Source organism: Micromonospora sp. NPDC000121 (genome assembly GCF_042899165.1).
Classification (GTDB): domain Bacteria; phylum Actinomycetota; class Actinomycetes; order Mycobacteriales; family Micromonosporaceae; genus Micromonospora.
Genome location: NZ_JBIAZP010000004.1, coordinates 138,037 through 160,073, shown reverse-complemented (window position 1 = coordinate 160,073; position 22,037 = coordinate 138,037). Strand labels below are relative to the sequence as shown.

Annotated in this window: 22 protein-coding genes; 11 read left to right on the top strand and 11 right to left on the bottom strand. The window is 74.9% G+C overall.

Going from position 1 to position 22,037, the window contains the following annotated elements; translation table 11 throughout:
- The first annotated feature begins 87 nt into the window (after positions 1–87).
- From ACFY23_RS14200 to ACFY23_RS14190, 3 genes are read left to right on the top strand one after another with little or no spacing between them, the layout of a single operon-like run.
- Positions 88–399 carry a hypothetical protein gene (locus tag ACFY23_RS14200; protein WP_350685907.1) on the top strand — a complete coding sequence of 104 codons (312 nt, stop codon included), beginning with the start codon at positions 88–90 and terminating at the stop codon, positions 397–399.
- A gap of 4 nt (positions 400–403) precedes the next feature.
- Entirely contained in the window at positions 404–1,651 is a 1,248-nt protein-coding gene (locus ACFY23_RS14195) for an SAM-dependent methyltransferase (protein ID WP_350819430.1), read from the top strand.
- Positions 1,648–2,835 carry an NADH-quinone oxidoreductase subunit D gene (locus ACFY23_RS14190; RefSeq protein ID WP_350684989.1) on the top strand — a complete coding sequence of 396 codons (1,188 nt, stop codon included), beginning with the start codon at positions 1,648–1,650 and terminating at the stop codon, positions 2,833–2,835. The genes ACFY23_RS14195 and ACFY23_RS14190 overlap by 4 nt, the downstream gene beginning before the upstream one ends.
- Before the next feature lie 22 nt (positions 2,836–2,857).
- Here the strand turns inward: ACFY23_RS14190 and ACFY23_RS14185 are convergent, their stop codons facing one another.
- The 4 genes from ACFY23_RS14185 to ACFY23_RS14170 all read right to left on the bottom strand — a co-directional run bounded on the left by ACFY23_RS14185 (position 2,858) and on the right by ACFY23_RS14170 (position 7,505).
- Positions 2,858–4,528 (bottom strand): hypothetical protein, encoded by a 1,671-nt coding sequence (locus ACFY23_RS14185; protein ID WP_350684990.1) that lies wholly within the window; start codon positions 4,526–4,528, stop codon positions 2,858–2,860.
- Between the two features lie 115 nt (positions 4,529–4,643).
- Positions 4,644–5,648: a glycine betaine ABC transporter substrate-binding protein gene (locus ACFY23_RS14180; protein WP_350684991.1), complete on the bottom strand. Its 1,005-nt coding sequence runs from the start codon at positions 5,646–5,648 to the stop codon at positions 4,644–4,646.
- A gap of 392 nt (positions 5,649–6,040) precedes the next feature.
- Positions 6,041–6,763 carry an ABC transporter permease subunit gene (locus ACFY23_RS14175; RefSeq protein WP_350684992.1) on the bottom strand — a complete coding sequence of 241 codons (723 nt, stop codon included), beginning with the start codon at positions 6,761–6,763 and terminating at the stop codon, positions 6,041–6,043.
- A gap of 55 nt (positions 6,764–6,818) precedes the next feature.
- Entirely contained in the window at positions 6,819–7,505 is a 687-nt protein-coding gene (locus tag ACFY23_RS14170) for an ABC transporter permease (protein WP_350684993.1), read from the bottom strand.
- Between the two features lie 2 nt (positions 7,506–7,507).
- Between ACFY23_RS14170 and ACFY23_RS14165 the strand changes: the two genes are divergently transcribed.
- Positions 7,508–8,509 carry an ATP-binding cassette domain-containing protein gene (locus tag ACFY23_RS14165; protein WP_350684994.1) on the top strand — a complete coding sequence of 334 codons (1,002 nt, stop codon included), beginning with the start codon at positions 7,508–7,510 and terminating at the stop codon, positions 8,507–8,509.
- Between the two features lie 111 nt (positions 8,510–8,620).
- Here the strand turns inward: ACFY23_RS14165 and ACFY23_RS14160 are convergent, their stop codons facing one another.
- The 7 genes from ACFY23_RS14160 to folP all read right to left on the bottom strand — a co-directional run bounded on the left by ACFY23_RS14160 (position 8,621) and on the right by folP (position 13,270).
- Positions 8,621–9,118, bottom strand: coding sequence for a hypothetical protein (locus tag ACFY23_RS14160; RefSeq protein WP_350684995.1), 498 nt, complete (start codon positions 9,116–9,118; stop codon positions 8,621–8,623).
- Positions 9,119–9,177: 59 nt separating this feature from the next.
- The gene (locus tag ACFY23_RS14155) at positions 9,178–9,492 is read right to left on the bottom strand and encodes a hypothetical protein (protein WP_350819428.1); all 315 of its coding nucleotides are present in this window, start codon (positions 9,490–9,492) and stop codon (positions 9,178–9,180) included.
- Between the two features lie 84 nt (positions 9,493–9,576).
- Positions 9,577–10,791 (bottom strand): ABC transporter permease, encoded by a 1,215-nt coding sequence (locus tag ACFY23_RS14150; RefSeq protein WP_350685033.1) that lies wholly within the window; start codon positions 10,789–10,791, stop codon positions 9,577–9,579.
- 119 nt (positions 10,792–10,910) lie between these two features.
- The gene (locus ACFY23_RS14145; protein ID WP_350685034.1) at positions 10,911–11,453 is read right to left on the bottom strand and encodes a DUF3180 domain-containing protein; all 543 of its coding nucleotides are present in this window, start codon (positions 11,451–11,453) and stop codon (positions 10,911–10,913) included.
- A gap of 19 nt (positions 11,454–11,472) precedes the next feature.
- On the bottom strand, positions 11,473–11,997 hold the full coding sequence (gene folK / locus ACFY23_RS14140; protein WP_350685035.1) for a 2-amino-4-hydroxy-6-hydroxymethyldihydropteridine diphosphokinase: 525 nt from the start codon (positions 11,995–11,997) through the stop codon (positions 11,473–11,475).
- Positions 11,994–12,359, bottom strand: coding sequence for a dihydroneopterin aldolase (gene folB, locus ACFY23_RS14135; RefSeq protein WP_350685036.1), 366 nt, complete (start codon positions 12,357–12,359; stop codon positions 11,994–11,996). The genes folK and folB overlap by 4 nt, the downstream gene beginning before the upstream one ends.
- A complete protein-coding gene (gene folP, locus ACFY23_RS14130; protein ID WP_350685037.1) occupies positions 12,356–13,270 on the bottom strand; it encodes a dihydropteroate synthase in 915 nt (304 codons plus the stop codon). Before folP ends, folB begins: the two co-directional genes overlap by 4 nt.
- Before the next feature lie 343 nt (positions 13,271–13,613).
- Here folP and ACFY23_RS14125 point away from each other — a divergent pair, with 343 nt between their 5' ends.
- From ACFY23_RS14125 to ACFY23_RS14095, 7 genes are read left to right on the top strand one after another with little or no spacing between them, the layout of a single operon-like run.
- The gene (locus tag ACFY23_RS14125) at positions 13,614–13,928 is read left to right on the top strand and encodes a hypothetical protein (protein WP_091101477.1); all 315 of its coding nucleotides are present in this window, start codon (positions 13,614–13,616) and stop codon (positions 13,926–13,928) included.
- A gap of 13 nt (positions 13,929–13,941) precedes the next feature.
- The gene (locus tag ACFY23_RS14120) at positions 13,942–14,304 is read left to right on the top strand and encodes a hypothetical protein (RefSeq protein ID WP_088976442.1); all 363 of its coding nucleotides are present in this window, start codon (positions 13,942–13,944) and stop codon (positions 14,302–14,304) included.
- Between the two features lie 49 nt (positions 14,305–14,353).
- Positions 14,354–17,749, top strand: coding sequence for an ATP-binding protein (locus tag ACFY23_RS14115; RefSeq protein WP_350685038.1), 3,396 nt, complete (start codon positions 14,354–14,356; stop codon positions 17,747–17,749).
- A gap of 1 nt (position 17,750) precedes the next feature.
- On the top strand, positions 17,751–19,697 hold the full coding sequence (locus ACFY23_RS14110) for an MFS transporter (RefSeq protein ID WP_350685039.1): 1,947 nt from the start codon (positions 17,751–17,753) through the stop codon (positions 19,695–19,697).
- Complete coding sequence (locus ACFY23_RS14105; protein ID WP_350685040.1) at positions 19,694–20,251, top strand: hypothetical protein; 558 nt, start codon at positions 19,694–19,696, stop codon at positions 20,249–20,251. Before ACFY23_RS14110 ends, ACFY23_RS14105 begins: the two co-directional genes overlap by 4 nt.
- Complete coding sequence (locus ACFY23_RS14100) at positions 20,248–21,417, top strand: M23 family metallopeptidase (protein WP_350685041.1); 1,170 nt, start codon at positions 20,248–20,250, stop codon at positions 21,415–21,417. Before ACFY23_RS14105 ends, ACFY23_RS14100 begins: the two co-directional genes overlap by 4 nt.
- 13 nt (positions 21,418–21,430) lie before the next feature.
- Positions 21,431–22,033, top strand: a complete 603-nt coding sequence (locus tag ACFY23_RS14095; protein WP_350685042.1) for a hypothetical protein — start codon at positions 21,431–21,433, stop codon at positions 22,031–22,033.
- Positions 22,034–22,037: the final 4 nt, after the last annotated feature.

The following is a 22,037-nucleotide window of genomic DNA, read 5'->3' as shown; positions in this document are numbered from 1 at the left end:
AAACAGGGTCTGTGAAAACCTTCACCGGGCGGTGCGCGGGGGCCTTCCCGGCGGCGCGGACGGCCGACTGCGGCTACAGTGCCGCCTGTGACGGAGCGGGTCGTGGTGGACGAGGTCGGCATCCGGACGGAGGACGACCGGCACACCTCCGGCTGGCCCTGGTCGGAGATCCAACACGTCTCGGTCGCCGCGCTGCCCATCGAGGAGCACCGGTTCCTGTACCTCGAGGTCACCCACGTGTCGGGCGAGTTCATGGAGGTCGGCGAGACGGTCGACGGGTTCCGGGAGGCGGTGCGGGTCATCTCCACCCGCGGCGGGCGGGCGGCCCCCGACCTCGACGCACTCCGGCCGTCCGACCCCATGCTCGAGATCTGGTCGCCCGCGCGGGACGAGGGATGACCTGATGCCGGTCCGCTGGCGGGACGCCATGGACCGGGCGCTCTACGGGCCGGGCGGATTCTTCGTCTCCGGTCCCGGCCCGGCCGACCACTTCCGCACCAGCGTGCACGCGTCCCCCGCCTTCGCCGCCGCGCTGCTGCGGCTCGTCGAGCAGGTCGACGCGGCCCTCGGCCACCCGGCTGTCCTCTCCGTCGTCGACGTGGGCGCGGGCCGGGGTGAGTTGCTGCGGGCACTCTCCGCCGCGCTGAGGGTTGCCGGGGAGCCCGCCCGCTCCGGGCGGTCAGGCTTGATCCCTCCGCGGTCGGGCTCCCCGGCAACCCCGACTCCCCCGGCCGCCGCCCGGCCCTGGCTCTCGTCCGACCCGCCGTCCGCCGGTCCCGCGCCCTCCGCGCCGGTTCCGCTCGCCCATCGGGTACGCCTCACCGCCGTCGAGAAGGCTCCCCGACCGGCCGACCTGCCTGCCGGCATCGAGTGGCTGGACGGGATCCCCGACGGGATCACCGGGCTGCTGGTGGCCACCGAATGGCTGGACAACGTGCCGCTCGACGTGGCGGTGCACGCCGCCGAAGGCTGGCGCTACCTGCTGGTCGACCCGGCCACCGGTGCGGAGACCGTGGGCGACCCGGTCGACCCCGCCGACGCGGACTGGCTGGCCCGGTGGTGGCCGGTGCCGGCGGCCGGAACCGACGGGACCGGCTCGACCGGGTCGGGGTTCCGGGCGGCCCGACCCGCGGAGGGATCAAGCCTGACCGCCCGGAGCGGGTCGGGTCGCCCGGAACCCCCCACCGGGGTGCGGGCCGAGATCGGCCGGACGCGCGACGAGGCCTGGGCGGACGCCGTGGGCCACGTCGACCGGGGGCTGGCGTTGGCCGTGGACTACGGGCACCTGCGCGACGACCGGCCCGTGAACGGGACGTTGACCGGGTACCGGGGCGGGCGGCAGGTGCCGCCGGTGCCGGACGGAAGCCGTGACGTCACCGCACACGTCGCCGTCGACTCCGTCGCCTCCGCCGGTGAGCGGGTCGCCCGGTGCGCGTACGACCTGGTGTCACAGCGGGAGGCGCTGCGGGCGCTCGGGGCCGACGGCGGGCGGCCGGCGCTGAGCCTGGCCGCCAGCGACCCGGTCGGTTACGTGCGGGCGCTCGCCGCCGCCTCGGCGGTGGCGGAGCTGACCGACCCGGCCGGGCTGGGCGGGCACTGGTGGCTGCGGCAACCGGTCGGCGTCGACCCCGAGCGGTTCATGGCACGATGACGGACATGACCACGGACGCCGGCGACCTCCGCGAGCTGACCGTCGGCACCGGAGCCGGCCTGGTGGCGGGCACCGGCGGGGAGCAGCTCGGCACCGACATGGTGCTCAACATCGGGCCACAGCACCCCTCCACCCACGGCGTGCTCCGGCTGCGGCTGGTGCTCGACGGCGAGCGCGTGGTGGCCTGCGAGCCGATCGTCGGCTACATGCACCGGGGGGCGGAGAAGCTCTTCGAGGTCCGCGACTACCGGCAGATCATCGTGCTGGCCAACCGGCACGACTGGCTCTCGGCGTTCTCCAACGAGCTGGGCGTGGTGCTCGCCGTGGAGCGGCTGATGGGCATGGAGGTGCCGGAGCGGGCCACCTGGCTGCGGATGGCCCTCGCGGAGCTGAACCGGGTGCTCAACCACCTGATGTTCCTCGGTTCCTACCCGCTGGAGATCGGCGCGATCACGCCGATGTTCTACGCGTTCCGCGAGCGGGAGACCATCCAGGCGGTCATGGAGGAGGTCTCCGGCGGCCGGATCCACTACATGTTCAACCGGGTGGGCGGCCTCAAGGAGGAGGTGCCGTCCGGCTGGACCGGCCGGGCCCGGGCCGCCATCGCCGAGGTCCGCCGGCGCATGCCGGACCTGGACGACCTCATCCGGCGCAACGAGATCTTCCTGGCCCGCACGGTCGGCGTCGGGGTGCTGTCCGCGGCGGACGCCGCCGCGTTCGGCGCGTCCGGGCCGGTCGCCCGCGCCTCCGGCCTGGACCTCGACCTGCGCCGCGACGAGCCCTACCTGGCCTACGACCAACTGGACGTGCCGGTGGTGACCCGCACCGCCGGGGACTGCCACGCCCGCTTCGAGGTGCTGCTCGACCAGGTGTACGCCTCGCTCGACCTCGCCGAGCAGTGTCTGGACCGGGTGGACCGGCTCACCGGGCCGGTCAACACCCGACTGCCGAAGGTGCTCAAGGCGCCCGAGGGGCACACCTACGCCTGGACCGAGAACCCGCTCGGCATCAACGGCTACTACCTGGTCTCCCGGGGCGAGAAGACGCCGTGGCGGCTCAAGCTGCGCACCGCGTCGTACGCGAACGTGCAGGCGCTGGCCACCCTGCTTCCCGGCTGCCTGGTGTCGGACCTGATCGCCATCCTCGGCTCGATGTTCTTCGTGGTCGGCGACATCGACAAGTGACCCGCGCGGCCCCGGTCGCCGGTCAGCGCCAGCGGTCGGCCGAACGCGAGCCGCCCGACCGGGGCGCGTCGTCCTGCGGCGGGTAGCCGTAGCGCTCCTCCTGCCGCCGGCCGTGCCGCTCCGGCTCGGGCTCCGGCTGGCGGGCGCGGCGCGCCTCGGGCTGGTGCCCCCGCTGGCGGGGCGGGCGCCACTCCTCGGGCACCGGCACCCCGCCCGCCGGCAGCGCCGGCGCGTCCTCCGGCTCCGCCCAGCCGCCCCGCCATCCGTCGTCCGCGCGCTCCCGGCGCGGCTCGTCCCGGCGGACCGTCGCCCAGCGGTCCGCGACCCGGTACTCGGTGCCGGTGGCGTCCGCGTGCACCTCGGCACGCCGCTCCCCGACCCGCAGCTCCCGGCCCCGGTCGTCGTCCCGGACGGCCGCCCACCGGTCACCGGCGCGCAGCTCCGACCAGTACTCACCGCTCTCCGGCCCCGCCTCGTCGGGCTGGTACGGCCGGCCCCACCCCGGCTGCTCGGCCGGCGCGGCCCCGGCCGCCGGGCCGCCCGTGCCGTCCCAGCCCCGGTCGTCCCACCGCTGCCCGCGCTCCTGCCGCTGCCCGCGTTCGTCCCGCCGGCCCGGCCACTCGCGGTCGGTCCCCTGCCCGGACCACTCGCCCCCGTCGCGCGAACGCGACCGGTCGTCGTCCCGGGCCGCGCCGGGCGTCGCCCACGACCGGTCGTCGTCCCGCTGGGAACGGTCGTCGTCGCGCCGGGACCGGTCGTCCCGGTCGCCCTGGCCGGCCCGGGACCGGTCGTCCGGCTCGCCGGACCACGGCCGCTCCTCCGCGGCCGGCGACCAGCGTCCCGCGTACCCGCCGCCGTACCGGGTGCCGGGGTCGCCGGGCACGGAGGCGGCGCCGTCCACGATGGTGTGCCGGGTGGTGACGTGCACGGTCTCGGTGTGCCGCACCACTCCGAGCGGGCGCGCGGCGGGCTGGCCCTCGGGCTCGGCCGCCCGGGCCGCCCCGTACACCCCCGCCGCGCCGCCGGTGGATCGGTCCCCGCCGTACACCCCGGCGGATCCGGTGGCGGGCCGGTCCCCGCCGTACCCGCCGGCCGAGCCGCCCGCGGGCCGGTCCCCGCCGTACGTCCCGGCCTGCGCCGCCGGCCGGTCGGCGCGCGGGCCCGGCTGGGGCCGGCGGGCGGGCTCCTCGTCGTCCTGGTCGGCTCGTCCCCAGCGGGGCGCCGGATCGTCCTGGCCCGACGCCCGCCCCCGGCCGGAGAACCCGTCGTCGGCGGCCCGGCCCCGGCCGGCATCGGCCTGGTCGTCGAGCCCGGCCAGCGCGGCGCTGCTGGCGTCCAGCCGCCGGCGCAGCGCGGTGACCGCCTCCTGGGCCCGCTGGGCCTGGTCGAGCGCCTGGTTGCCGCGCTGGGCGGCCGCCACGATCTCCCCGCGCAGCTCACGGCGGAGCTGCTCGATCTCGTCCAGCAGCTCCTCGGTCCGGGCCGGGCCCGCGCCGTCGGCGCGCAACGCGATCGACAGGCCGATCAGGACCACGGCCAGGATGGCGAGCACGGCGGCGAACCGCAGCGGGCCGTTGCCGTCGGCGACGAGCAGGATCAGCGCCGCCACCGGCGCCAGCGCGACGCCGATCCAGAAGAGCACGGTGAGCAGCTGTGGATTGCGCTTGTCGGCGGGGGCGACCGGGGCTGGCATGGGTCCGCAGCCTACCGAGAGTTCCCCCGCGTGGGAACGCCTGGAGAGCCCCGGCGGGACGGAACGGCGCAGCCGGTCGCCGGCGGTGCGGGGGCCGCCGGCGACCGGCCGGGGATCAGCTGACGGCCAGCGCCCCGTCCGAGGAGAAGACCAGGCCCACGCTGGCGGCACCGGTCTTCAGGGCGTTCTTGGTCTGCGGGCCGCCCTGGTCCAGCGAGCTGAACGAGCCGGCCTTGAAGTCGTAGACCTGGACCAGCCCGGCCTCGCACTTCGGCCGCTGCGGGCACTCCGGCGGCCCGGCCAGCACGGTCGCCTGGCCCGAGCACTTCGCGGCCAGCTCCGACAGCGTGCGGACGCCGTACTTGTCGGCGAAGGCCTTGGTCACGGCGAAGGCGTTCTGGTCCTGTGCGGCGGCGGGCGTGCCGAAGACGATGCCCACCTTGTCGCCGGCGGCCTTCAGCGCGGCGACGGTCTTCTCCAGCTCGGGCGAGGACACCGGCTGGGCGTCCTTGCCGTTGGCCTTGGTGTTGAGGAACTCGGCCATGGTCGCCGCGTACTCCGGGACCACCTGGATCTCGCCCCGCTCCAGGGCCGGCTCGTAGAGCTCGCGGTTGCCGATCTGCTGCACCTTGACCTCGTAGCCGGCGGCGGTCAGCGCGATCTTGTAGAGCTCGGCCAGGATCTCGTTCTCCGTGAAGTTGGCCGCGCCGATCACGATCTGACCGCCGGGCCCCTTGGCGATGCCCGTGGTGACGCCGTTGGCCGCGGCGAACTCCTCGGCAGCCTGCCGCGCCGTCTTGCGGTCCACGTCGACGGCCTTGTTGAGCTGGATCAGCTTCGGCGTGTCGAGCGCGGCGGAGACCTTGTCCAGCGCCGCGAACAGCTGCGGGTTGGCCGCCTTGGCGTTGACCGCCGGGATGACGTTGTCGGTGTTCTGGAGCTTCTTGTCGTCGTCGAGGACGACGAGCTGGTCACCGGCGACCGGGGCGCAGCCGGCCCCCGAGGCCGCCGGCTCCGGGGCCTCCGTGCCGGAGGAGCCGGCGTCGCCGCATCCGGTCAGCAGCCCCGCCGCGGCGAGGGCTCCCACCGCACCGACCGCCAGTCGTGTACGTGCGCGCATCAGTGCCCGCCTTCCGTGTCCCGGCGCGACCCGTCCGGGCCGGCCGCGTGTCCGACGGGCGATCCCTGTCCGGCCGCCCGCTGTCCGCCAGGCGGCCCCTGTCCGGCCGCCCGCGATTTTCCACCCAACATCTTCCACACGGGTCCGACAACCCGAGGAAAGGTTTGTCACCGGATCGTCACCCGTCGACAACCATCGAACCGCGACGCATTCCCGGTGTGACGCCCGCCGGGGCGATGCGCGTCACTCCCGGTGCGACACGCGCGTGGGCGCGCGCATTCCCGGTGTGACGCCCGCCATGCGACGGTCATCGGCGGCTCGAACCCGGAGCCGCCCACCTGACGGGCGGCGAAAGCATCCCCGGTTGCGGCGTCCGCCGGGCGGGCCGGAACTCAGCCGCCGGCGACCGCGTCCGCCGCGCGGCGGCGGGCCCGGCGGCGGGTGGCCCGCAGCGGGCGCGGGGTGACCAGCCGCTCGACCAGGGCCAGGACCAGCTCGACCAGGACGGCGAGCCCGGCCACCAGCACGCCGCCGGCGAGGATCTGGCCGCCGCCGGCGGCGATGTCCAGCCCGAACCCGGCGCGGATGATCTGCCCGAGGCCGCCGCCGTTGACGAAGGAGGCCAGCGCGGCGGTCGCCACCACCTGCACTGCCGCCGTGCGGAATCCGGCCGCCAAATAGGGCACCGCCAGCGGCAGCTCGACCCGGCGCAGCAACTGCCACCCGGAGAAGCCCATGCCCCGCGCCGCGTCCCGGGCCTCCGGATCGACCTGCCGCACCCCGGTGTACGCGTTGGCCAGCAGCGGCGGCACCGCGAAGACGGCCAGCGCGACCACCACCGACGGCTGGCCGAAGCCGAGGAAGGTCAACGGCAGGATGGTGAGCAGGGCCAGCGTCGGCACGGCGAGGGTGACGTTCGACACCAGCACCACCAGGCCCCCGCCCCGGCCGGTGTGCCCGAGCCAGAGCCCGATCGGCCAGGCGACCAGGCAGCCCAGCGCCACGGCTGCCGCCGACATCGACAGGTGCTCGCCGAGCCGCTCCAGGATCCCGCCCGGGTTCGTCCAGTTCAGCGGGTCGTTGAGCCAGACCAGCGCCGCCTCGACGGGGTTCATCGGGCCCGCCCTCCGTTCGTGACCGCGGGACCGCCCCACGCGGCGTTCCGACCGCTCACGCCGCCCTGCTCCGCAGCCAGGGGGTCAGCAGCCGGCCCACGCCGGCCAGGAGCAGGTCGAGCACCAGGGCGAGCAGGACGCAGAGCAGCGTCCCCGTCATGATCTGCGCCTTGTAGAAGTTGTTCTGGAAGCCGGCGAAGATCAACTGCCCGAGGCCGCCCCGCCCGATCACCACGCCCACGGTCACCAGGGCCACCGTGGAGACCGTGGCCAGCCGCAGCCCGGTGAGGATGCCCGGCAGGGCCAGCGGCAGCTCGACCCGGAACAGCCGGCCCCAGCGGCCGTACCCCATCCCCTCCGCCGCCTCGCGCACCTCGGGGGGCACCTGGTTGAGCCCGGCGAGGGCGTTGCGGACGATGACCAACAGCGCGTAGAGGACCACCACGCTCAGCGCCGTCACCGCGCCGATGCCCAGATAGGGCGCGATGAACGCGAACAGCGCCAGCGACGGCACCGTGTAGAGCACCCCGGTGACGGCCAGCACCGGCCCGGCCAGCGAGCGGAACCAGTACGCGGCCACGGCCAGCGGCACGGCGACCAGGGCGGCGATCAGCACCGCGCGCACCGTCAGCGAGGCGTGCTCCCGCACGGCGGCGAGGATCGTGTCAGAGTTGTCCCGCACGTACTGCCAGGAGAACCACGGGTTACCCGGGTCGGCCCGGTAGCTCAGGCGGAAGGACATGTGTGGACGTTACCCCGGCAACCACGGATCACGGCGGGCCGCGTGCGGCGTCCATCGCGCTGGAGGGCATCCACAAGCGCTACCCGGACGGCACCGAGGCCGTCCGCGAGCTGAGCCTCGACATCGCCGCCGGCGAGCTGGTGGTGCTCATCGGACCGTCGGGCTGCGGCAAGTCGACGGTGCTGCGGATGGTCAACCGGCTGATCGAGCCGACCGGCGGTCGCATCCTGCTCGACGGCGAGGACGTCACCCGGGTGGACCCGGTCCGGCTGCGCCGCCGGATCGGCTACGTGATCCAGAACGTCGGGCTCTTTCCGCACCAGACGGTCAGCGCCAACGTCGCCACCGTGCCCCGGCTGCTCGGCTGGCCCCGCGAGCGCAGCCGCCGCCGGGTCGACGAGCTGCTGGAGCTGGTGGGGCTCGACCCGGCGACGTTCGGCCGCCGCTACCCGCACGAACTCTCCGGCGGGCAGCGGCAGCGGGTCGGCGTGGCGCGGGCCCTCGCCGCCGACCCGGTGGTGCTGCTGATGGACGAGCCCTTCTCGGCCGTCGACCCGATCGCCCGGGCCCGGTTGCAGGAGGAGTTCCTGCGGTTGCAGGCCGAGGTACGCAAGACGATCGTGCTGGTCACGCACGACCTCGACGAGGCGGTCCGGCTGGGCGACCGGATCGCGGTGCTCTCCCAGGGCGGTCGCCTGGAGCAGTACGACACGCCGGCCGCCGTGCTCGGCGCGCCCGCCACGCCCTTCGTCCGCGAGTTCGTCGGCGCCGACCGGGGCATCCGCCGGCTGGCGGTCACCCCGCTGACCGGCGCGGCCGTCGAGCCGCTGCCGGCGACCGGGGTGGCCGAACTGCCGACGGTGTCGCGGGGCGGCTCGGCGTACGACGCGCTGGGGGCGCTGCTGACCTCGGCCGCGGACCGGGTGGTGGTGACCGACGAGGGGCGGCCGGTAGGCGTGCTCAGCCGGACGCGGCTGCTCGAACTGGGCCGACCCGACCGTTGACCGGGGCGGCCCTGGTCTCGCCCGCCGCCGGGGCGGCCCCCCGACGCCGGCTGCCGGGGACGGCCGCGGGCAGCGGGATCGGGTCGGGCGACGGGAACGCGGGCCGGCGGGTCAGGCCCGGCCGCCGAGGCTGGCCGTGCCGATGATCCAGCCGGAGAGGAAGCCGTACGTCGCGCCGGCGCCGGCCGCCTGGATGGCGGTGAGCAGCGACGGGTCGGGGCCGAGGAAGGCGGCGAGCAACGAGGCGAAGCCACCGGCCAGGACGTAGGCGGCCCAGCCGGAGAAGAACTGGCTGCCCGACCCCTGCACCCGGGCGACCTGCGAGGCGGGCAGCAGGTAGAGGAAGACCACCGCGAGGATCACCAGCAGGACGGCCCGCAGGTTCGCGACGAGCAGGCCACCAGCGGCATCGCCGCCGTCGAAGCGCCAGGCCGGCCAGGCGAGCAGTTGCAGGAACCAACCGCCGGCGGAGTTGGGGTCGGCGCCGGCGGCCCAACCGACGTACGCCGGGCTGCCGCAGACCGCGACCAGCAGGAGCGCGGCGAGCGCGCCCGTGCCCGCCGCCGTCCCGTGACGGCCGCCGGCCCGCGGCGGGTTGGTGAGCGCCATGATCGATCAGTTCCCGGCGGACCTCGGGGCGCAAACCTGCCCGGGCCCGTCGGAATTCGTCACTTCCGCGGGTGCGTCATCAGGTAGTCGATGAAGGCGGCCCGCAGCAGCGGAGCGGACTCCTCGTAGCCGTGCCCGGTCAGCTCCCGCCACAGCGCCGCGGCCTCGTCGATCGTCGGCCCCACGGAGTTGGGCGCGCCGTCCAGGGCGGCGGCCTCGTCCGCGTTCGGCAGGTGCCGCAGCACCGACCAGAAGAAGCCCACGTCGCGGCGCTCCCGGGCGACCGCGAAGGCCCGCTCCCGCAGCTCCTCAGTGGACAGCGCGTCGAGCTGCTCGAACGACGGGCCGGCGGGGGTCGATGGTGTGTCGGTCATGCCGCCGAGCCTAACCGCCGAGATCACCGCCGGCAGGGTGGACGCGGCACCGACCGACACCGCCGGCCGCCCCGCGGCGACGGCTCAACGGTCGTCGCTCTCCCACCGGCGGGGCCCGCTCTCCCACCGCGGCACGGTCCAGGGGTCCGCCGGGCTCTCGGTGGACTGCGCCGGCAGGGCGGGCGGCCAGTCGCCGACCGGGTCGGGCCGGGGCGCCGCCCAGCCCGTGCCGATCCGGCCGTCCCCGACCGGGACCGGTTCCGCCGCCGCGCCGCACGCCGGCCGCCCGTACGCCTCGACCAGGCGGGTGACCAGCAGCCCCACGCCGAGCGCCGCCGCGCCGACCGCCCACCGGCTCACCATCCAGCCTCGGGCCTGCGCGTACGCGAAGAAGACCGCGACCAGGCACACCGCCAGCAGGGTGCCGAACACGCCGCCCCGCCGGCCGTAGGCGCTGGTGCCGGCGAGCAGCGCCATGCCGACCGCCAGCACCGTCCAGTCCAGCCCGGCGTCGGGCGCGACCGGCCCGGTGGCGCGGGTCGCGGTGAGCAGGCCGGCGAGCGCGGCCAGCACGGTCGAGCCGACGAGCGCGCCGGAGGTCACCACCGCCGCCACCACACCGCGGCGGCGGGCCGGGTCGACGACCGGGCGGAATCGGCCGACCAGCCGGCGGACCGCCCGCACCGCCCCGAGCAAGCCGCCGAGCACGGCGACGGCCGCGAGCCCGGCGAAGAGGTGCAGCGCACCGCTCCCCGGGTCGTAGTCACCCTGCGGGAGGACCGGCGCGGTGCGCTGCTCGACGTACACGACGACCCCCGCCGCGCCGGCGAGGCTGGCGGCCCAGCCGGGGACGTGCAGCACCACCACCGCCAGCGCCAGGGCGAGCCCGCCCAGCGCGGCGACCGCCACGGCCGGCCCGGCGGCCGCCGTGACGCCCCGGTCGCCCTGCTCGGCCATGTGCAGCGCGGCGGCGACCGCCACCGGGCCCACCGCCAGGTTCACCGCGGCGGTACGCAGGCTCAGCCCGGCGGCCAGCGCCAGCAGCCCGAGCACGACCGCGTCCAGCAGCAGCGCCCGCAGCCCGGCCCCGCGCAGCGCGTCCGGGTTCTCCCGCCAGAGCAGGAACGCCCCGACGCCCAGCGTGACGAGGAGCAGCGACTCCCAGACGACGTGGACGGCGAACCGGTCCCGGCCGGGTTCCCCGTGCGCGGGGTCGTCGAAGACGTTCTCCAGGACGGCGGCCGGGATCCCGGACGACGGCTCGGTGGACGCGTCGCGCCCCGGTTCGTCGTACCCCATAGCCGCCGCCTCCCACGTGGCCGCTCGTCCAGGTCCGACGCGCGGGCGGGCCGGGGCGGCCGTTGCTCTCCGGTCGCAGGCACGGTACCCGCGCGGAAGGCCGGGCGTAACCCCCCGGATCAGCGCGGGCCGGGGCGGTTCTCCCGGTCGCCGGGCTCGCGGTCCTCGTCGTCCTCCTGCTCCGGGACCCGGCAGGCGCGCTCCAGCCAGAGCGCCGCCGCCACCAGGGCCAACCCGGCGAGCAGGCCGGCGCCGGCGATCGGCCGGTCGTCCATCGCGGCGTCCGTGCGCTCCACGAAGAGCCAGCCGGTCAGCCCGGCGTAGAAGCCGGCGAAGATCGCACCGGCCAGCGAGGACGCCTTGGCCAGCACCACGAACCGGGCGACCAGCAGCGGGTTGACCGGGTCGCGGCCCGGCCGGCGCTCGATCCGGTTCCGGGTGTTGACCGCCGCGTACCCCTCCAGCACGGCGAGCGCGGCCAGGGTGACCACCGGCAGCCACGGCAGGTCGGGCAGGTAGTCGTAGTAGAGGATGCTGATCAGCAGCCAGGCCACCGCGGCGGCGCCGAGGCCGGCGACCAACAGGGTGGAGATCCGGGTGGGGCCCATCCGGAACCGGTCGGGATCCGTCCCGCCCGGGCGTGGGGATCGCGCCTGCGTCATGCCGGCCGGCTCCACTGGCTCATGCCGTCGACTCTATCGCCAGATCCGGCCGGGGGCGCAGATCCAGGGCGTCGGCGGCGGCCGGGCCGGTGTTGAGCAGGTCGGTCAGCCAGCCGTGTCCGGGCAGCCGCCCGTACGGCTGGATGTCGATCCACGGCCGCAGCACGAAGGCCCGCAGGTGCGCGCGGGGGTGCGGCAGGGTCAGCTCCGGATCGTCGCTGACCACCGGCTCGTCGTCGGCCCAGACGGCGACGACGTCGACGTCCAGGGTGCGCGGCCCGAAGCGCCGCTGCGGATCGCGGGTCCGCCCGGCGGCGCGCTCCGCCGCCCGGGCCCGCTCCAGCCAGTCGCGCGGCGTCGCGGCCGGGTCCTCGGCGAGCAGCACCGCGTTGAGGTATGCGGGCTGGTCCTGGTCCCCCCATGGTGGAGTCTCGTAGACGCCGGAGACCAGGAGCACGTCGTCGCCGAACGCCGACACGGCGGAGCGCAGGTGCGCCAGCCGGTCGCCGAGGTTGCTACCGAGGGAGAGGACGGCCCGGGTCACCGGTCGCGCCGCCGGGTCATGGTGACGGCCACGTCGGTGAAGGTGTGCGGGACGGGCGCCTCCGGCTTGTGCACGGTGACCGTGGCGACCTCGACCCTGGGGTCGGCCAGGCAGACGGTCAGCAGCCGGTCGGCGAGCGTCTCGATCAGGTTGACCGGCTCGCCGGTGACGACGGCGACCAGCCGCTCGGCCAGTTCGCCGTAGTGGACGGTGTCGCCCACCTCGTCGGAGCGCGCCGCCGGGGCCAGGTCCATCTCCAGGACGGCGTCCACGACGAAGTCCTGCCCCTGGGCGCGTTCGAAGTCGTACACCCCGTGCCGGCCGTGCGCCCGCAGGCCGGTCAGCTGGATGCGGTCGGTCATCGGTCTCCTCCGTGGTCGGCGGTGCCGCCCGGCCGGGCGGCGCCCGCGTGGGCCGGCGCGCCGGTGGTCGCGGGCGTCAGGCGGGGCGCGCCGGTGGCCCGCCAGACGGCGAGCGCGTCCGCGGTGGCGCGGACGTCGTGCACGCGGACGCCCCAGGCGCCGGCCGCCACCGCGAGCAGGCTGGTCGCGACGGTGGCCACGTCCCGGCCGTCCGTCGGGCGGGGGACGCCGTCGGGGCCGGCCAGCAGCCGACCCAGGTACGCCTTGCGGCTGGACGCGAAGAGCAGCGGGAAGCCCAGCTCCAGCAGCTCGGGCAGGCGGGTGCTCAGCTCCCAGTTGTGCGCGGCCGTCTTGGCGAAGCCGAGCCCCGGGTCGATCACGATGCGGTCGGCGGCGACGCCGGCCCGCAGCGCCTCGTCGACGCGCCGGCCCAGCTCGGCGCGCACGTCGGCGACCACGTCGGTGTACTGGGCCAGGTCGCCCATCTCACGGGCGTGGCCCCGCCAGTGCATCAGCACCCAGGGGCAGCCGGCGTCCCGGACCACCCGGGCCATGTCGGGGTCGGCGAGGCCGCCGGAGACGTCGTTGACCACCGCCGCGCCGGCGGTGAGGGCCGCCTCGGCGACCCGCGCGCGGGTGGTGTCGATGCTGACCGGCACGCCGGCGGCGGCCAGCTCCCGGACGACCGGCAGCACCCGGGCCGTCTCGGTGTCGGCGTCGACCCGGTCGGAGCCGGGCCGGGTGGACTCCCCGCCCACGTCCACCAGGTGGGCGCCGTCGGCCCGCAGGCGCACGCCGTGTCCGACGGCGGCGTCGAGGTCGGCGTACCGTCCGCCGTCGGAGAAGGAGTCGGGCGTGACGTTGAGGACGCCCATCACCACCGGGGCCGAGGCCCGTACCAGATCGGTCACGACTAGACGGTACCGGTCGGCCGGCGCACCCCGGGCGGGCCGGGTCGAGGGCGGTGACATGCGTATTCGAACGGGTGTACGATCGGTCGTCCGGGTCGGATCGGGCAGACTCTTCGCGGCTTGTCGCATTGAGGGCCTGCCCGTACGCTTTGGAATTGCCCGGCATCGAGATGGCGAAGCCTGGAGGGAGGGCCGAAGCGGGAGAATCCGCCCAAAGCTCACCACCCTCCGTGGTGGGTAACGAACGCAGGGTCGTCGACGCTGCGGCCAGTGAGCACCGTTCCCGCCAGGCATGCCTACTGCACCACCGCGGCGCCGCCGGCCGCGACTTGGGGAGGTTCCAGTGATCGCCATCGAGCTGATGGAGACGGTGACGTCCGCCGCCGCCCACACGCTCTCCACCCTGGCGTCGACTCCACTCGCCGAGCCCGCGCCGAAGGGCATCGACACCGAGGGTGTCGTCACGTTCTTCGCCAGCAAGATCGCCCCGATCCTGCTGGCCGTGCTGGGCGTCATCTTCATCGGGCGGGCCAGCCGGGGCGAGATCTCCAAGGTGCTGACCAGCTCGGCCATCGCGATCGTCGGGCTCGCCTTCATCGCCGGAGCCGCCACGCTCTTCTTCATCGGCGACTACCTGATCGACCTGATCTTCGAATAGGCGCGGGCACGACATGCGGCTGCGCACCGACGACGACATCTACCGGGCTCGCCTGGTCTACCTCGGGCCGCCCGGCTACACCCTTCCGGTCCACCTGCCCTACGCCCAGTACGGGCTGTTCATGCTGCTCGTCCCCCTCTACATGTTCATCCACTGGTTGTTCACGTTGCAGGTGGAACTCTTCCCGGCCTGGGAGATCGCGCTGGCCATCGTGACCACCTCGTTCATCTTCCGGTACGTCGATCCGGACCGGCCAGCGCGCATGGTGATCCGCACCGCGCTGACCGACTGGCGGCGGACCCGGGAGCCGGCCGCCGAGCAGCGGGACCCCCGCCTGGTCGGCAGCCGGATCAGGATCCGGGAGGAACTGGCATGACCGGGCGTACGCCGATCAGGCAGTCGCACGACGCGGGTGAGGCGGTCGCATGAGTCGCTCTTCCACGCCGGGTTCCCCGGCCGGGCGTCCGGGCGCCCCGCGCGGTAACCGTGCGCGGTCGTTCGACTACGCGGACGAGCCCGAGCGGGACGAGGTGGCCCTCGACCCGGCCCTCGTGACCACCCCCGGGCACGGCGGCGTCGGCGTCTTCCAGGCGCCCCGCCCGGTGCAGCGTCGGACGCCGCCGGTCGACCCGGGGCCACCGACCGACAGCGCCGACATCGACTCGCCCTTCCTCGACCTGTTCGGGGGGGCCCGCCCCGGCACGCGGCCGGCCACGCCGCCGCGGGTCACCGGGCGGGAGCGCCCGGCCATCCCGCAGCAGCCAGCCGCCGTCGAGCCGGCCCCGGCCGCCCCGGCCCCGCCGCGCCCGGCCGCCCTGCCGCCCGCCCGTCCCACCGGCACGGCCGACCCGGCGCCCGCGATGGCACCGCCGCCGGCGGACGTCGACGACGAACCCCCGGCCGGCGCGTACGAGCAGCCCGCGGGCGTGTACGAGCCCCCGGCGGTCGCCTACGAGCCGCCGGCCGTCGCGTACGAGCCCCCGGTGGTCGCCTACGAGCCGCCGGCCCAGGCCGCTCGGGTGCCGCACCAGCCCGGGGACCGGCTGCCGACACTCCGCCCACCGGCGGACGAGACGGCGGCCGGCGTGACCCCGCCGCCCCCGCCGACGCCACTCGACCCGGCGCCCTCCGAGCGGCCGTCACGGCGGGCCGGGGAGCGGCTGCCGGAGCGCACCGGGCGGGACGTGACGCCGCCGCGCCAGCGCTCCGCCGGCCGGCGCGACCAGCCCACCAAGCCGGTCCGCGTCAAGCCGCCGAAGATCAAGTTCGGCGACCGGGACCCGGCGGTCGAGCTGGCCATCACCGAGATCGCCGGCCACCTCACCTTCACCCCCAACACCGTCACCGCCTGGTACTGGCTGCCCGAGGTGCGCTGGGCGTTCCGGCCGGACGCGGAGCGGGAGGCGCTGCTCTCGGCGATCTCCGAGCAGTACGCCGGCCTGGCCGGCTTCCGGCTGCACCTGCGGCGCACCACCCGGCCCTTCCCGGCGGACGAGTGGGCCCGCACCATCGACGCGCACACCCGCTCCCCGCTGCCCGACGTCCCGGGCACCGCCGGCTGGGCCGACCACCTGGTGGCCGCGCAGCGGCACCTGCTCTCGGTCAACCACGCCGAGGGGCAGACCTACCTCGGCGTCACCTTCGCCCGCCGCTCCCTCGGCGACTCGCTCACCGAGCGGCTGCTGCGCACCTTCGGCCGCGGCGTGGCCGAAGGCGAACGCCGCAAGCTCGGGCGCACCGTCGAGCAGTTCGACGAGGTGCTGGGCGCGTTCGGCATGCGCGGGCGACGGGTCACCGCGCAGGAGCTGGAATGGCTGCTCTACCGCTCCGTGGCGCTCTGCATGGCACCGCCCGGCCGGCTCTCCCCGATCACCGACGGCCGGTGGGAACGCGGCGACCTGCTCGCCCTCACCGAGCAGGTGGAGCGCTACCGCACCCCGTACGGCTCCACCGTCAAGCTGGTCAACCGGATGACCGGGGAGGAGCGGCACGTCGCCGTGCTGGCGGTGGGCCGGATGGAACCGCTGGAGATCCCCGAGCGGCACGAGCCATGGCTGCACTTCCACGAGCGGTTGCCCTGGCCGATGGAGCTGTCCACCCGGGTCGACATCCTCGGCTCCGGCGACTCCTTCCGTAACCTCGAGCACCGGCTGCGGATGATCCGCTCCCAGCAGCTCGACTACGCGGAGCACGGCATCGACGCCCCGCCCGAGCTGGAGCGGCTCGCCAAGCGGGCCCTGGTGATCGGCGACGAGATGACGACCGGCCTGCCGGTCGACTCCGCCCGGGCGCACGGCTGGCACCGGATCGCCGTCGGCGGACGGACCCGCGAGGAGTGCCTGGAGCGGGCCCGACGGCTGATCCAGCTCTACTCCCGGGAGCTGCGCATCTCGCTGCAACACCCGAAGAACCAGGACTGGCTGGCCCGCGAGTTCATCCCCGGCGAGCCGATCGCCAACACCGGCTACGTCCGGCGGATGCCGGTCAACCTGCTCGCCGCCGCCCTCCCGCAGGCCGCCTCCACGGTCGGCGACCGGCGCGGCGACCTGATCGGCCGGACGGCGGGCACCTGCCGCCGGCCCGTCTTCCTCGACCTGCACTTCCCGATGGAAGTACGCGAGCGCTCCGGCCTCGCCGTCTTCGTCGCCGAGCCGGGCGGCGGCAAGTCCACCCTGCTCGGCGCCCTCGGCTACCTCGCGGCCCGGCGCGGCGTCCAGGTGACGCTGCTCGACCCGTCCGGCCCGCTCGCCCGGCTCTGCGCCATGCCCGAGCTGCGCCCGTACTCGCGGGTGCTGAACCTGACCGGCTCCGAGCACGGCACCCTGGCGCCGTACTCGCTGATCCCGACGCCGCTGCGCACCGAGTTCGGCAGCGGGGCCGCGGGCGACCGGGAGTTCGAGATCGCCGTCTCCAACGCCCGCGCCGAGCGCCGGATGCTCGTGCAGGACATCTGCATGATGCTGGTGCCGCCGCAGGTGGCCCGCGAGGCGTCCACCGCCACCCTGTTCCGGCACGCCGTACGCCAGGTGCCGGCGGAGGAGACCTCCACCCTGGACGACGTGGTCGCCTGCCTCAGCCAGCTCGACGACGACGCCGGCAGGGAACTGGCCAACCTGCTGCTCGACACCGCCGAGATGCCGCTGGCCATGCTCTTCTTCGGCCGACCGCCGGAGGGGCTGCTCGGCGCGGACGCGGCGCTCACCGTCATCACCATGGCCGGGCTGCGGCTGCCCGACCTGAAGATCGAGCGGGAGTACTGGTCGGCCGAGGAAGCGCTCGCCCTGCCGATGCTGCACACCGCGCACCGGCTGGCCGTACGCCGCTGCTACGGCGGGTCGATGTCGTCCCGCAAACTCGTCGGCCTGGACGAGGCGCACTTCATGGAGGGGTGGCGCTCCGGCCGCTCGTTCCTGGTCCGGCTCGCCCGCGACTCCCGCAAGTGGAACCTCGCCGCGCTGGTGGCCTCGCAGAACCCGCGCGACATCCTCGGCCTCGACGTGCAGAACCTGGTCTCGACCGTCTTCGTCGGCCGGATCGCCGAGGACGCGGAGATCGCCTCGGAGGCGCTGCGCCTGCTGCGGGTGCCGGTCGACGACGGCTACGAGGCCACCCTCGCCTCGCTCTCCACCGCGGACGCGACCTCCGCCACCCGGCTCGGCTTCCGCGAGTTCGTCATGCGGGACGTCGACGGTCGGGTGCAGAAGGTCAGGGTCGACGTCTCGTACGTCGACGGGCTGCTTGACCACCTCGACACCACTCCCGCCGCGATCGCCGCGGCCGCCGGGGTGCTGCCGGCCGTCCTGCCGAACCTGGAGGCGTGACATGGCGGGGGCCCGGGCACGGCTGGCGGCGTTCCTCCTCGCGCTCGGCGTACTCGCCGGGGCCACCATCGGCTGGCCGGCACTCGGCGCGACACCGGCCGTCGCCGCACCGCCGACGACCCAGGCAGCGGCGGCCGACCTCTGCACCACGCAGGAGTGGCAGGCCGACTTCCGCGCCTGCGTCGCCAAGCTGAACGAGGTCGCCGAGAACGAAGTGGAGTGCCGGAACGCCCCGACCCCCGGCGCCCCGGACTCCGGGCTCGCCGGCTGGTTCGCCTCGCGTCCGGAGTCGGCCACGAAGCCGGGCCCGAAGGGCTTCTACAGCGACTACGGCTACGCCGGCTACAGCTACTCGACGTACGACATCGACAGCGGCTGCGCGACCGCGGTGCTGCACCCGGACTACAAGTTCACCAACACCGTGGCCAACGGCGAGTTCATGATGGCCACGGCGATCGTCGGCGCCTCGAACGCGCTCCGGGAGCGCGCCTGGGATCCGCGCTCGATGTGGGGTTGGGCGGACCCGCTGGTGGACCAGGCGACCAAGGCCGTCTACCAGAAGGTGTTCAGCGTCTTCGGCATCGTCACGCTCTGCGTGGTCGGTCTCTATCTCCTCTGGCGCTCCCGCCAGTCGGACATGAGCAACGCGATGACCACGGCGGGCTGGGCGCTGCTGGTGATGGTGGCGGTGACCGCCCTGGCCGCCTGGCCGGTCAAGTCGGCGAACATCGCCGACGGCACACTCGTCACCACCCTTGGCGTGGTACACGACGCTGTCGGTCCGGCTTCCAAGGACACCCCGCCGAGCCAGTGCGACGACCCGAACCCCGAGGCATGCAAGGACAACCGACCACCCGCTGTCCGGGCCAGTGACACGGCGACCGAGGCCATGCTCTACCGCAACTGGCTGCGGGGAGCGCTCGGCTCGGCCGACAGCGAGACCGCCAAGAAGTACGGCCCGGCCCTCTACGACGCGAAGTCGCTGTCCTGGGAGGAGGCGGCGAAGCTCCGGTCGAACCCCGCCACCCGCGATGCCACCATCAAGGCCAAGCAACAGCAGTGGGCCCGGGTGGCGCAGCAGATCGAGACCGAGGACCCGGAGGCGTACGAGTACCTCCAGGGGGTCCGGGACATGGACCGGGTCGGAGCCGGGTTCATCGCGGTGCTCGCCGCCGTGCTCTTCGCGATGTTCGACCTGACCGCCTCGTTGCTGGTGCTGCTGGGCTTCCTGATCTTCCGCTGGGCGGTGATCGCCGCGCCGATCCTCGGCACGGTGGGCCTGCTGCGACCGGCCAGCGCCGGGCTGCGCCGGCTGGGAAACGCGGTGGTCGCCGCCGTCTTCAACATCGCCATCTTCGGCACCGGCGCCGCCATCTACCTCTTCGCGGTAGACCTGATCATGAGCACGCCGACGCTGCCGGGCTGGCTCCAGGTGGTGCTGGTCTGGCTCTGCGGTGTGGTCGGGTGGCTGCTCCTGCGCCCCTACCGACGGATCACCCAGCTCGGCGGCAAGGACAGCAGCGAGGCGGTCAGTTCGGCCGGCTCCTGGCACCGGCGGTTCTTCCGGGACATGCGCACGGCCGCCCGGCTCGACGTGGCGGAGCCCGGTGGCACTGCCGAGCCGGCGATGGGCCGTCGCCGCGCAGTCGTCGCGGAGAAGAGCACCCTGCGGCCGGAGGCCCGCCGGGAGGACCCGTCGCACGCCCGCACGAGTGGCGATCAGGATCGGCAGCGGCCGGACGGCCGCGAGTCGGTCGCCGATGCGCCGGAAACCGCGGAACGGGAAACACCTCGCCCGGCCGCGCCCCGGCCCCGTCGGCGGCAGCCAGCCGCCTGGACCGAGCCGGACGTGCCCGACGAGAACCCGTCCTTCGTCATCTACCGTCCGGGCTCGGCCGAGCGTGAGCCGGCACGGCCCGCGCCACGGATCCGCTCCGAGGCACGGTGAGTGCGGTGCGTCGGGCCGTCGAATTCCTCGTCACCCGGGTGCTGCGGTCCCGGTTCGGCATCGCGCTCGCCCTCGCCGTCGCCGTGTTCGGGGTCATCGGGGCGGCCCGGCTGGTCTCCGGTCCTGGCGACCCGACGGACGGGCTCAGCAACCGTCCGAGCAGACCCATCACCACGGTCGCCCCGACCGCCGGTGACGACGGGGCGTTCTCGACGGGCGCTCCCCCGTCGCCGGTCACCCGCGCGGGTGAGCCCACGCCGGAGGAGACCGCCGAGCGCTTCGCCGCCGCGTGGCTGGGCAAGCCGGGCGTCACCGCTGACCAGTGGCAGGAGGGGCTGCGCCCCCTGTCGACTCCGGCGCTGACGGAAAAGCTGGCGGGTGCCGACCCGTCGGGCGTGCCGGCCGGGCAGGTCACCGGTGACGTCACGCTCCGGCCCCGGACCGAGAACTTCGTCGAGGTGCTGGTCCCGCTCGACGCGGGACGGCTCCGCCTCGAACTGGTGGCGCCCGACGGGCGGTGGCTGGTGGACGCGGTGGACTGGGAGCAGGAATGAGCGACGAGACCCGACCGCGCCGTCGACAGCTCCGGCTCGGCGCCCTGGCCGCAGCGCTGACCGCGACGTTCGCCCTGCTCTGCTGCACCGGCGGCGCCGGAGCCTTCTTCCTCACCGAACTCGGTGGTGACGCCGGCGACCGGATGACGCCGGCCAGCCTGGACTGCACGGAGGACTTCCGAGTCGACATCCGGGGCAGCATGCCCCGAATGGCCCACTACGGCGAGGTCGAACTCCGCAACGCGGCCCGGATCATCAAGGTCGGGCAGGAGATGAAGGTGCCGCCGCGCGGCTGGGTCATCGCCGTGGCGACCGCCATGCAGGAGTCCCGGCTGCGCAACCTGGCGAATCCGACCGTCGGCGAATCCGAGAACCTGCCCAACGAGGGCATGGGGGCCGACCACGACTCGGTCGGCCTCTTCCAGCAGCGGGCCAGTTGGGGAAGCGTCGCCCAGCGAATGACGCCCGAGTACGCCGCCCGGAAGTTCTACGAGAAGCTGGTCAAGGTGCCCGGCTGGGAGCGGATGCCGCTGACGCGGGCCGCCCAGGCGGTGCAGATCAGCGCCTTCCCGGACGCCTACGCCAAGCACGAGGAGATCGCCTCGCAGATCGTCAACGCTTTGGCCGGTGGGGCGGCCCGGACCGTGCTCGTCGGCGGGAAGCAGGCGTGCGACCGCGCCTCCGGCGGGGAGATCGCCGCCTCGGGTTGGACGGCGCCCATCCCGGGCGGCGTCGGGTCGGGCTTCCGCACGGCGAGCCGGCCCGGGCACAACGGCGTCGACATCGCCGCCCCGAAGGGCACCCTGATCCGGGTCGCCGCCACCGGCCGCGTCCTGGTCTCCCGCTGCGACCCGGACAATCGCGGGCGGCTCAGCTGCGACGCCGACGGCTGGCCGGACAAGGGCGGCTGCGGCTGGTTCGTCGACGTCCTGCACGCCGGCGGTTTCATCACCCGCTACTGCCACATGGTCAGCAAGCCCCGGGTCTCCGTCGGCCAGACCGTCCAAGCCGGCGAGGTCATCGGCGAGGTGGGCAGCAGCGGCAACTCCTCCGGCCCGCACCTGCACTTCGAGGTGCACGAGGACGAGGACCGCAGCAGCCGGGGCGCGATCGACCCGGTGCCGTTCATGCGCTCGCGGGGTGCGCCGCTCAAGGGCGCGGCGTGAGGCGCCAGCCGTCATGAACGAGCAGCTCCCCGACCCGTTCGCCGACCAGCCCGACTGGGCCCCCCGGCCGCCCCGGCCGATCGAGATCGTGCCGGCCACCGGGCGGGTCGAGCTGCGTGGGCGGCGGGTCCTGGTCGGCCTGCCCGGGCTCGGCTGGCGCGGTGACCTGCGGGCCGACGAGCGGGTGGTGCAGGGCAGCCGGACCTACGTCCCGGTGATCCCCGAGCACGAGTGGTACCGGGCGGAGTCCGACCAGGTGGAGGTGTTCGCGCCGCTGGTTCCGGTGGAGCGGGTCTGGGTGGAGACGGTGGGGAGCCGGCGGCCGGACACGTCGGCGGGCCGCGAGGCGGGCGTCCGTCTCGTGTCCCTGGACGCCCCGGCGCACCGGGTGCCGACCCCGGTCTTCGAGGCGGACGCCGTCACCGGCCGCCGGGTGGTGCACGTCGTGGAGTCTGTGGAGCACCGGGACCTGCGGGCGGTGACGGAGACCTACTCGGGCGCCGACGGGGACATCTGCGTGCGGGTCACGCCGGAGGTCGAGTGGTACCGCTGGGCCTGGCGGGGCCAGTCACCGACCACACTGGAGGTGCCGGTCCACCTGCTCTGGATCGAGTGACGGC

What these genes read in the sequence shown, in the direction of transcription:
- ACFY23_RS14195 (WP_350819430.1), top strand. Translation starts at nt 404, where the DNA reads ATGCCGGTCCGCTGGCGGGACGCCATGGACCGGGCGCTCTACGGGCCG.
- ACFY23_RS14190 (WP_350684989.1), top strand. Translation starts at nt 1,648, where the DNA reads ATGACGGACATGACCACGGACGCCGGCGACCTCCGCGAGCTGACCGTC.
- ACFY23_RS14185 (WP_350684990.1), bottom strand. Translation starts at nt 4,528, where the DNA reads ATGCCAGCCCCGGTCGCCCCCGCCGACAAGCGCAATCCACAGCTGCTC.
- ACFY23_RS14180 (WP_350684991.1), bottom strand. Translation starts at nt 5,648, where the DNA reads ATGCGCGCACGTACACGACTGGCGGTCGGTGCGGTGGGAGCCCTCGCC.
- ACFY23_RS14175 (WP_350684992.1), bottom strand. Translation starts at nt 6,763, where the DNA reads ATGAACCCCGTCGAGGCGGCGCTGGTCTGGCTCAACGACCCGCTGAAC.
- ACFY23_RS14170 (WP_350684993.1), bottom strand. Translation starts at nt 7,505, where the DNA reads ATGTCCTTCCGCCTGAGCTACCGGGCCGACCCGGGTAACCCGTGGTTC.
- ACFY23_RS14160 (WP_350684995.1), bottom strand. Translation starts at nt 9,118, where the DNA reads ATGGCGCTCACCAACCCGCCGCGGGCCGGCGGCCGTCACGGGACGGCG.
- ACFY23_RS14155 (WP_350819428.1), bottom strand. Translation starts at nt 9,492, where the DNA reads ATGACCGACACACCATCGACCCCCGCCGGCCCGTCGTTCGAGCAGCTC.
- ACFY23_RS14150 (WP_350685033.1), bottom strand. Translation starts at nt 10,791, where the DNA reads ATGGGGTACGACGAACCGGGGCGCGACGCGTCCACCGAGCCGTCGTCC.
- ACFY23_RS14145 (WP_350685034.1), bottom strand. Translation starts at nt 11,453, where the DNA reads ATGACGCAGGCGCGATCCCCACGCCCGGGCGGGACGGATCCCGACCGG.
- folB (WP_350685036.1), bottom strand. Translation starts at nt 12,359, where the DNA reads ATGACCGACCGCATCCAGCTGACCGGCCTGCGGGCGCACGGCCGGCAC.
- ACFY23_RS14120 (WP_088976442.1), top strand. Translation starts at nt 13,942, where the DNA reads ATGCGGCTGCGCACCGACGACGACATCTACCGGGCTCGCCTGGTCTAC.
- ACFY23_RS14115 (WP_350685038.1), top strand. Translation starts at nt 14,354, where the DNA reads ATGAGTCGCTCTTCCACGCCGGGTTCCCCGGCCGGGCGTCCGGGCGCC.
- ACFY23_RS14110 (WP_350685039.1), top strand. Translation starts at nt 17,751, where the DNA reads ATGGCGGGGGCCCGGGCACGGCTGGCGGCGTTCCTCCTCGCGCTCGGC.
- ACFY23_RS14100 (WP_350685041.1), top strand. Translation starts at nt 20,248, where the DNA reads ATGAGCGACGAGACCCGACCGCGCCGTCGACAGCTCCGGCTCGGCGCC.
- ACFY23_RS14095 (WP_350685042.1), top strand. Translation starts at nt 21,431, where the DNA reads ATGAACGAGCAGCTCCCCGACCCGTTCGCCGACCAGCCCGACTGGGCC.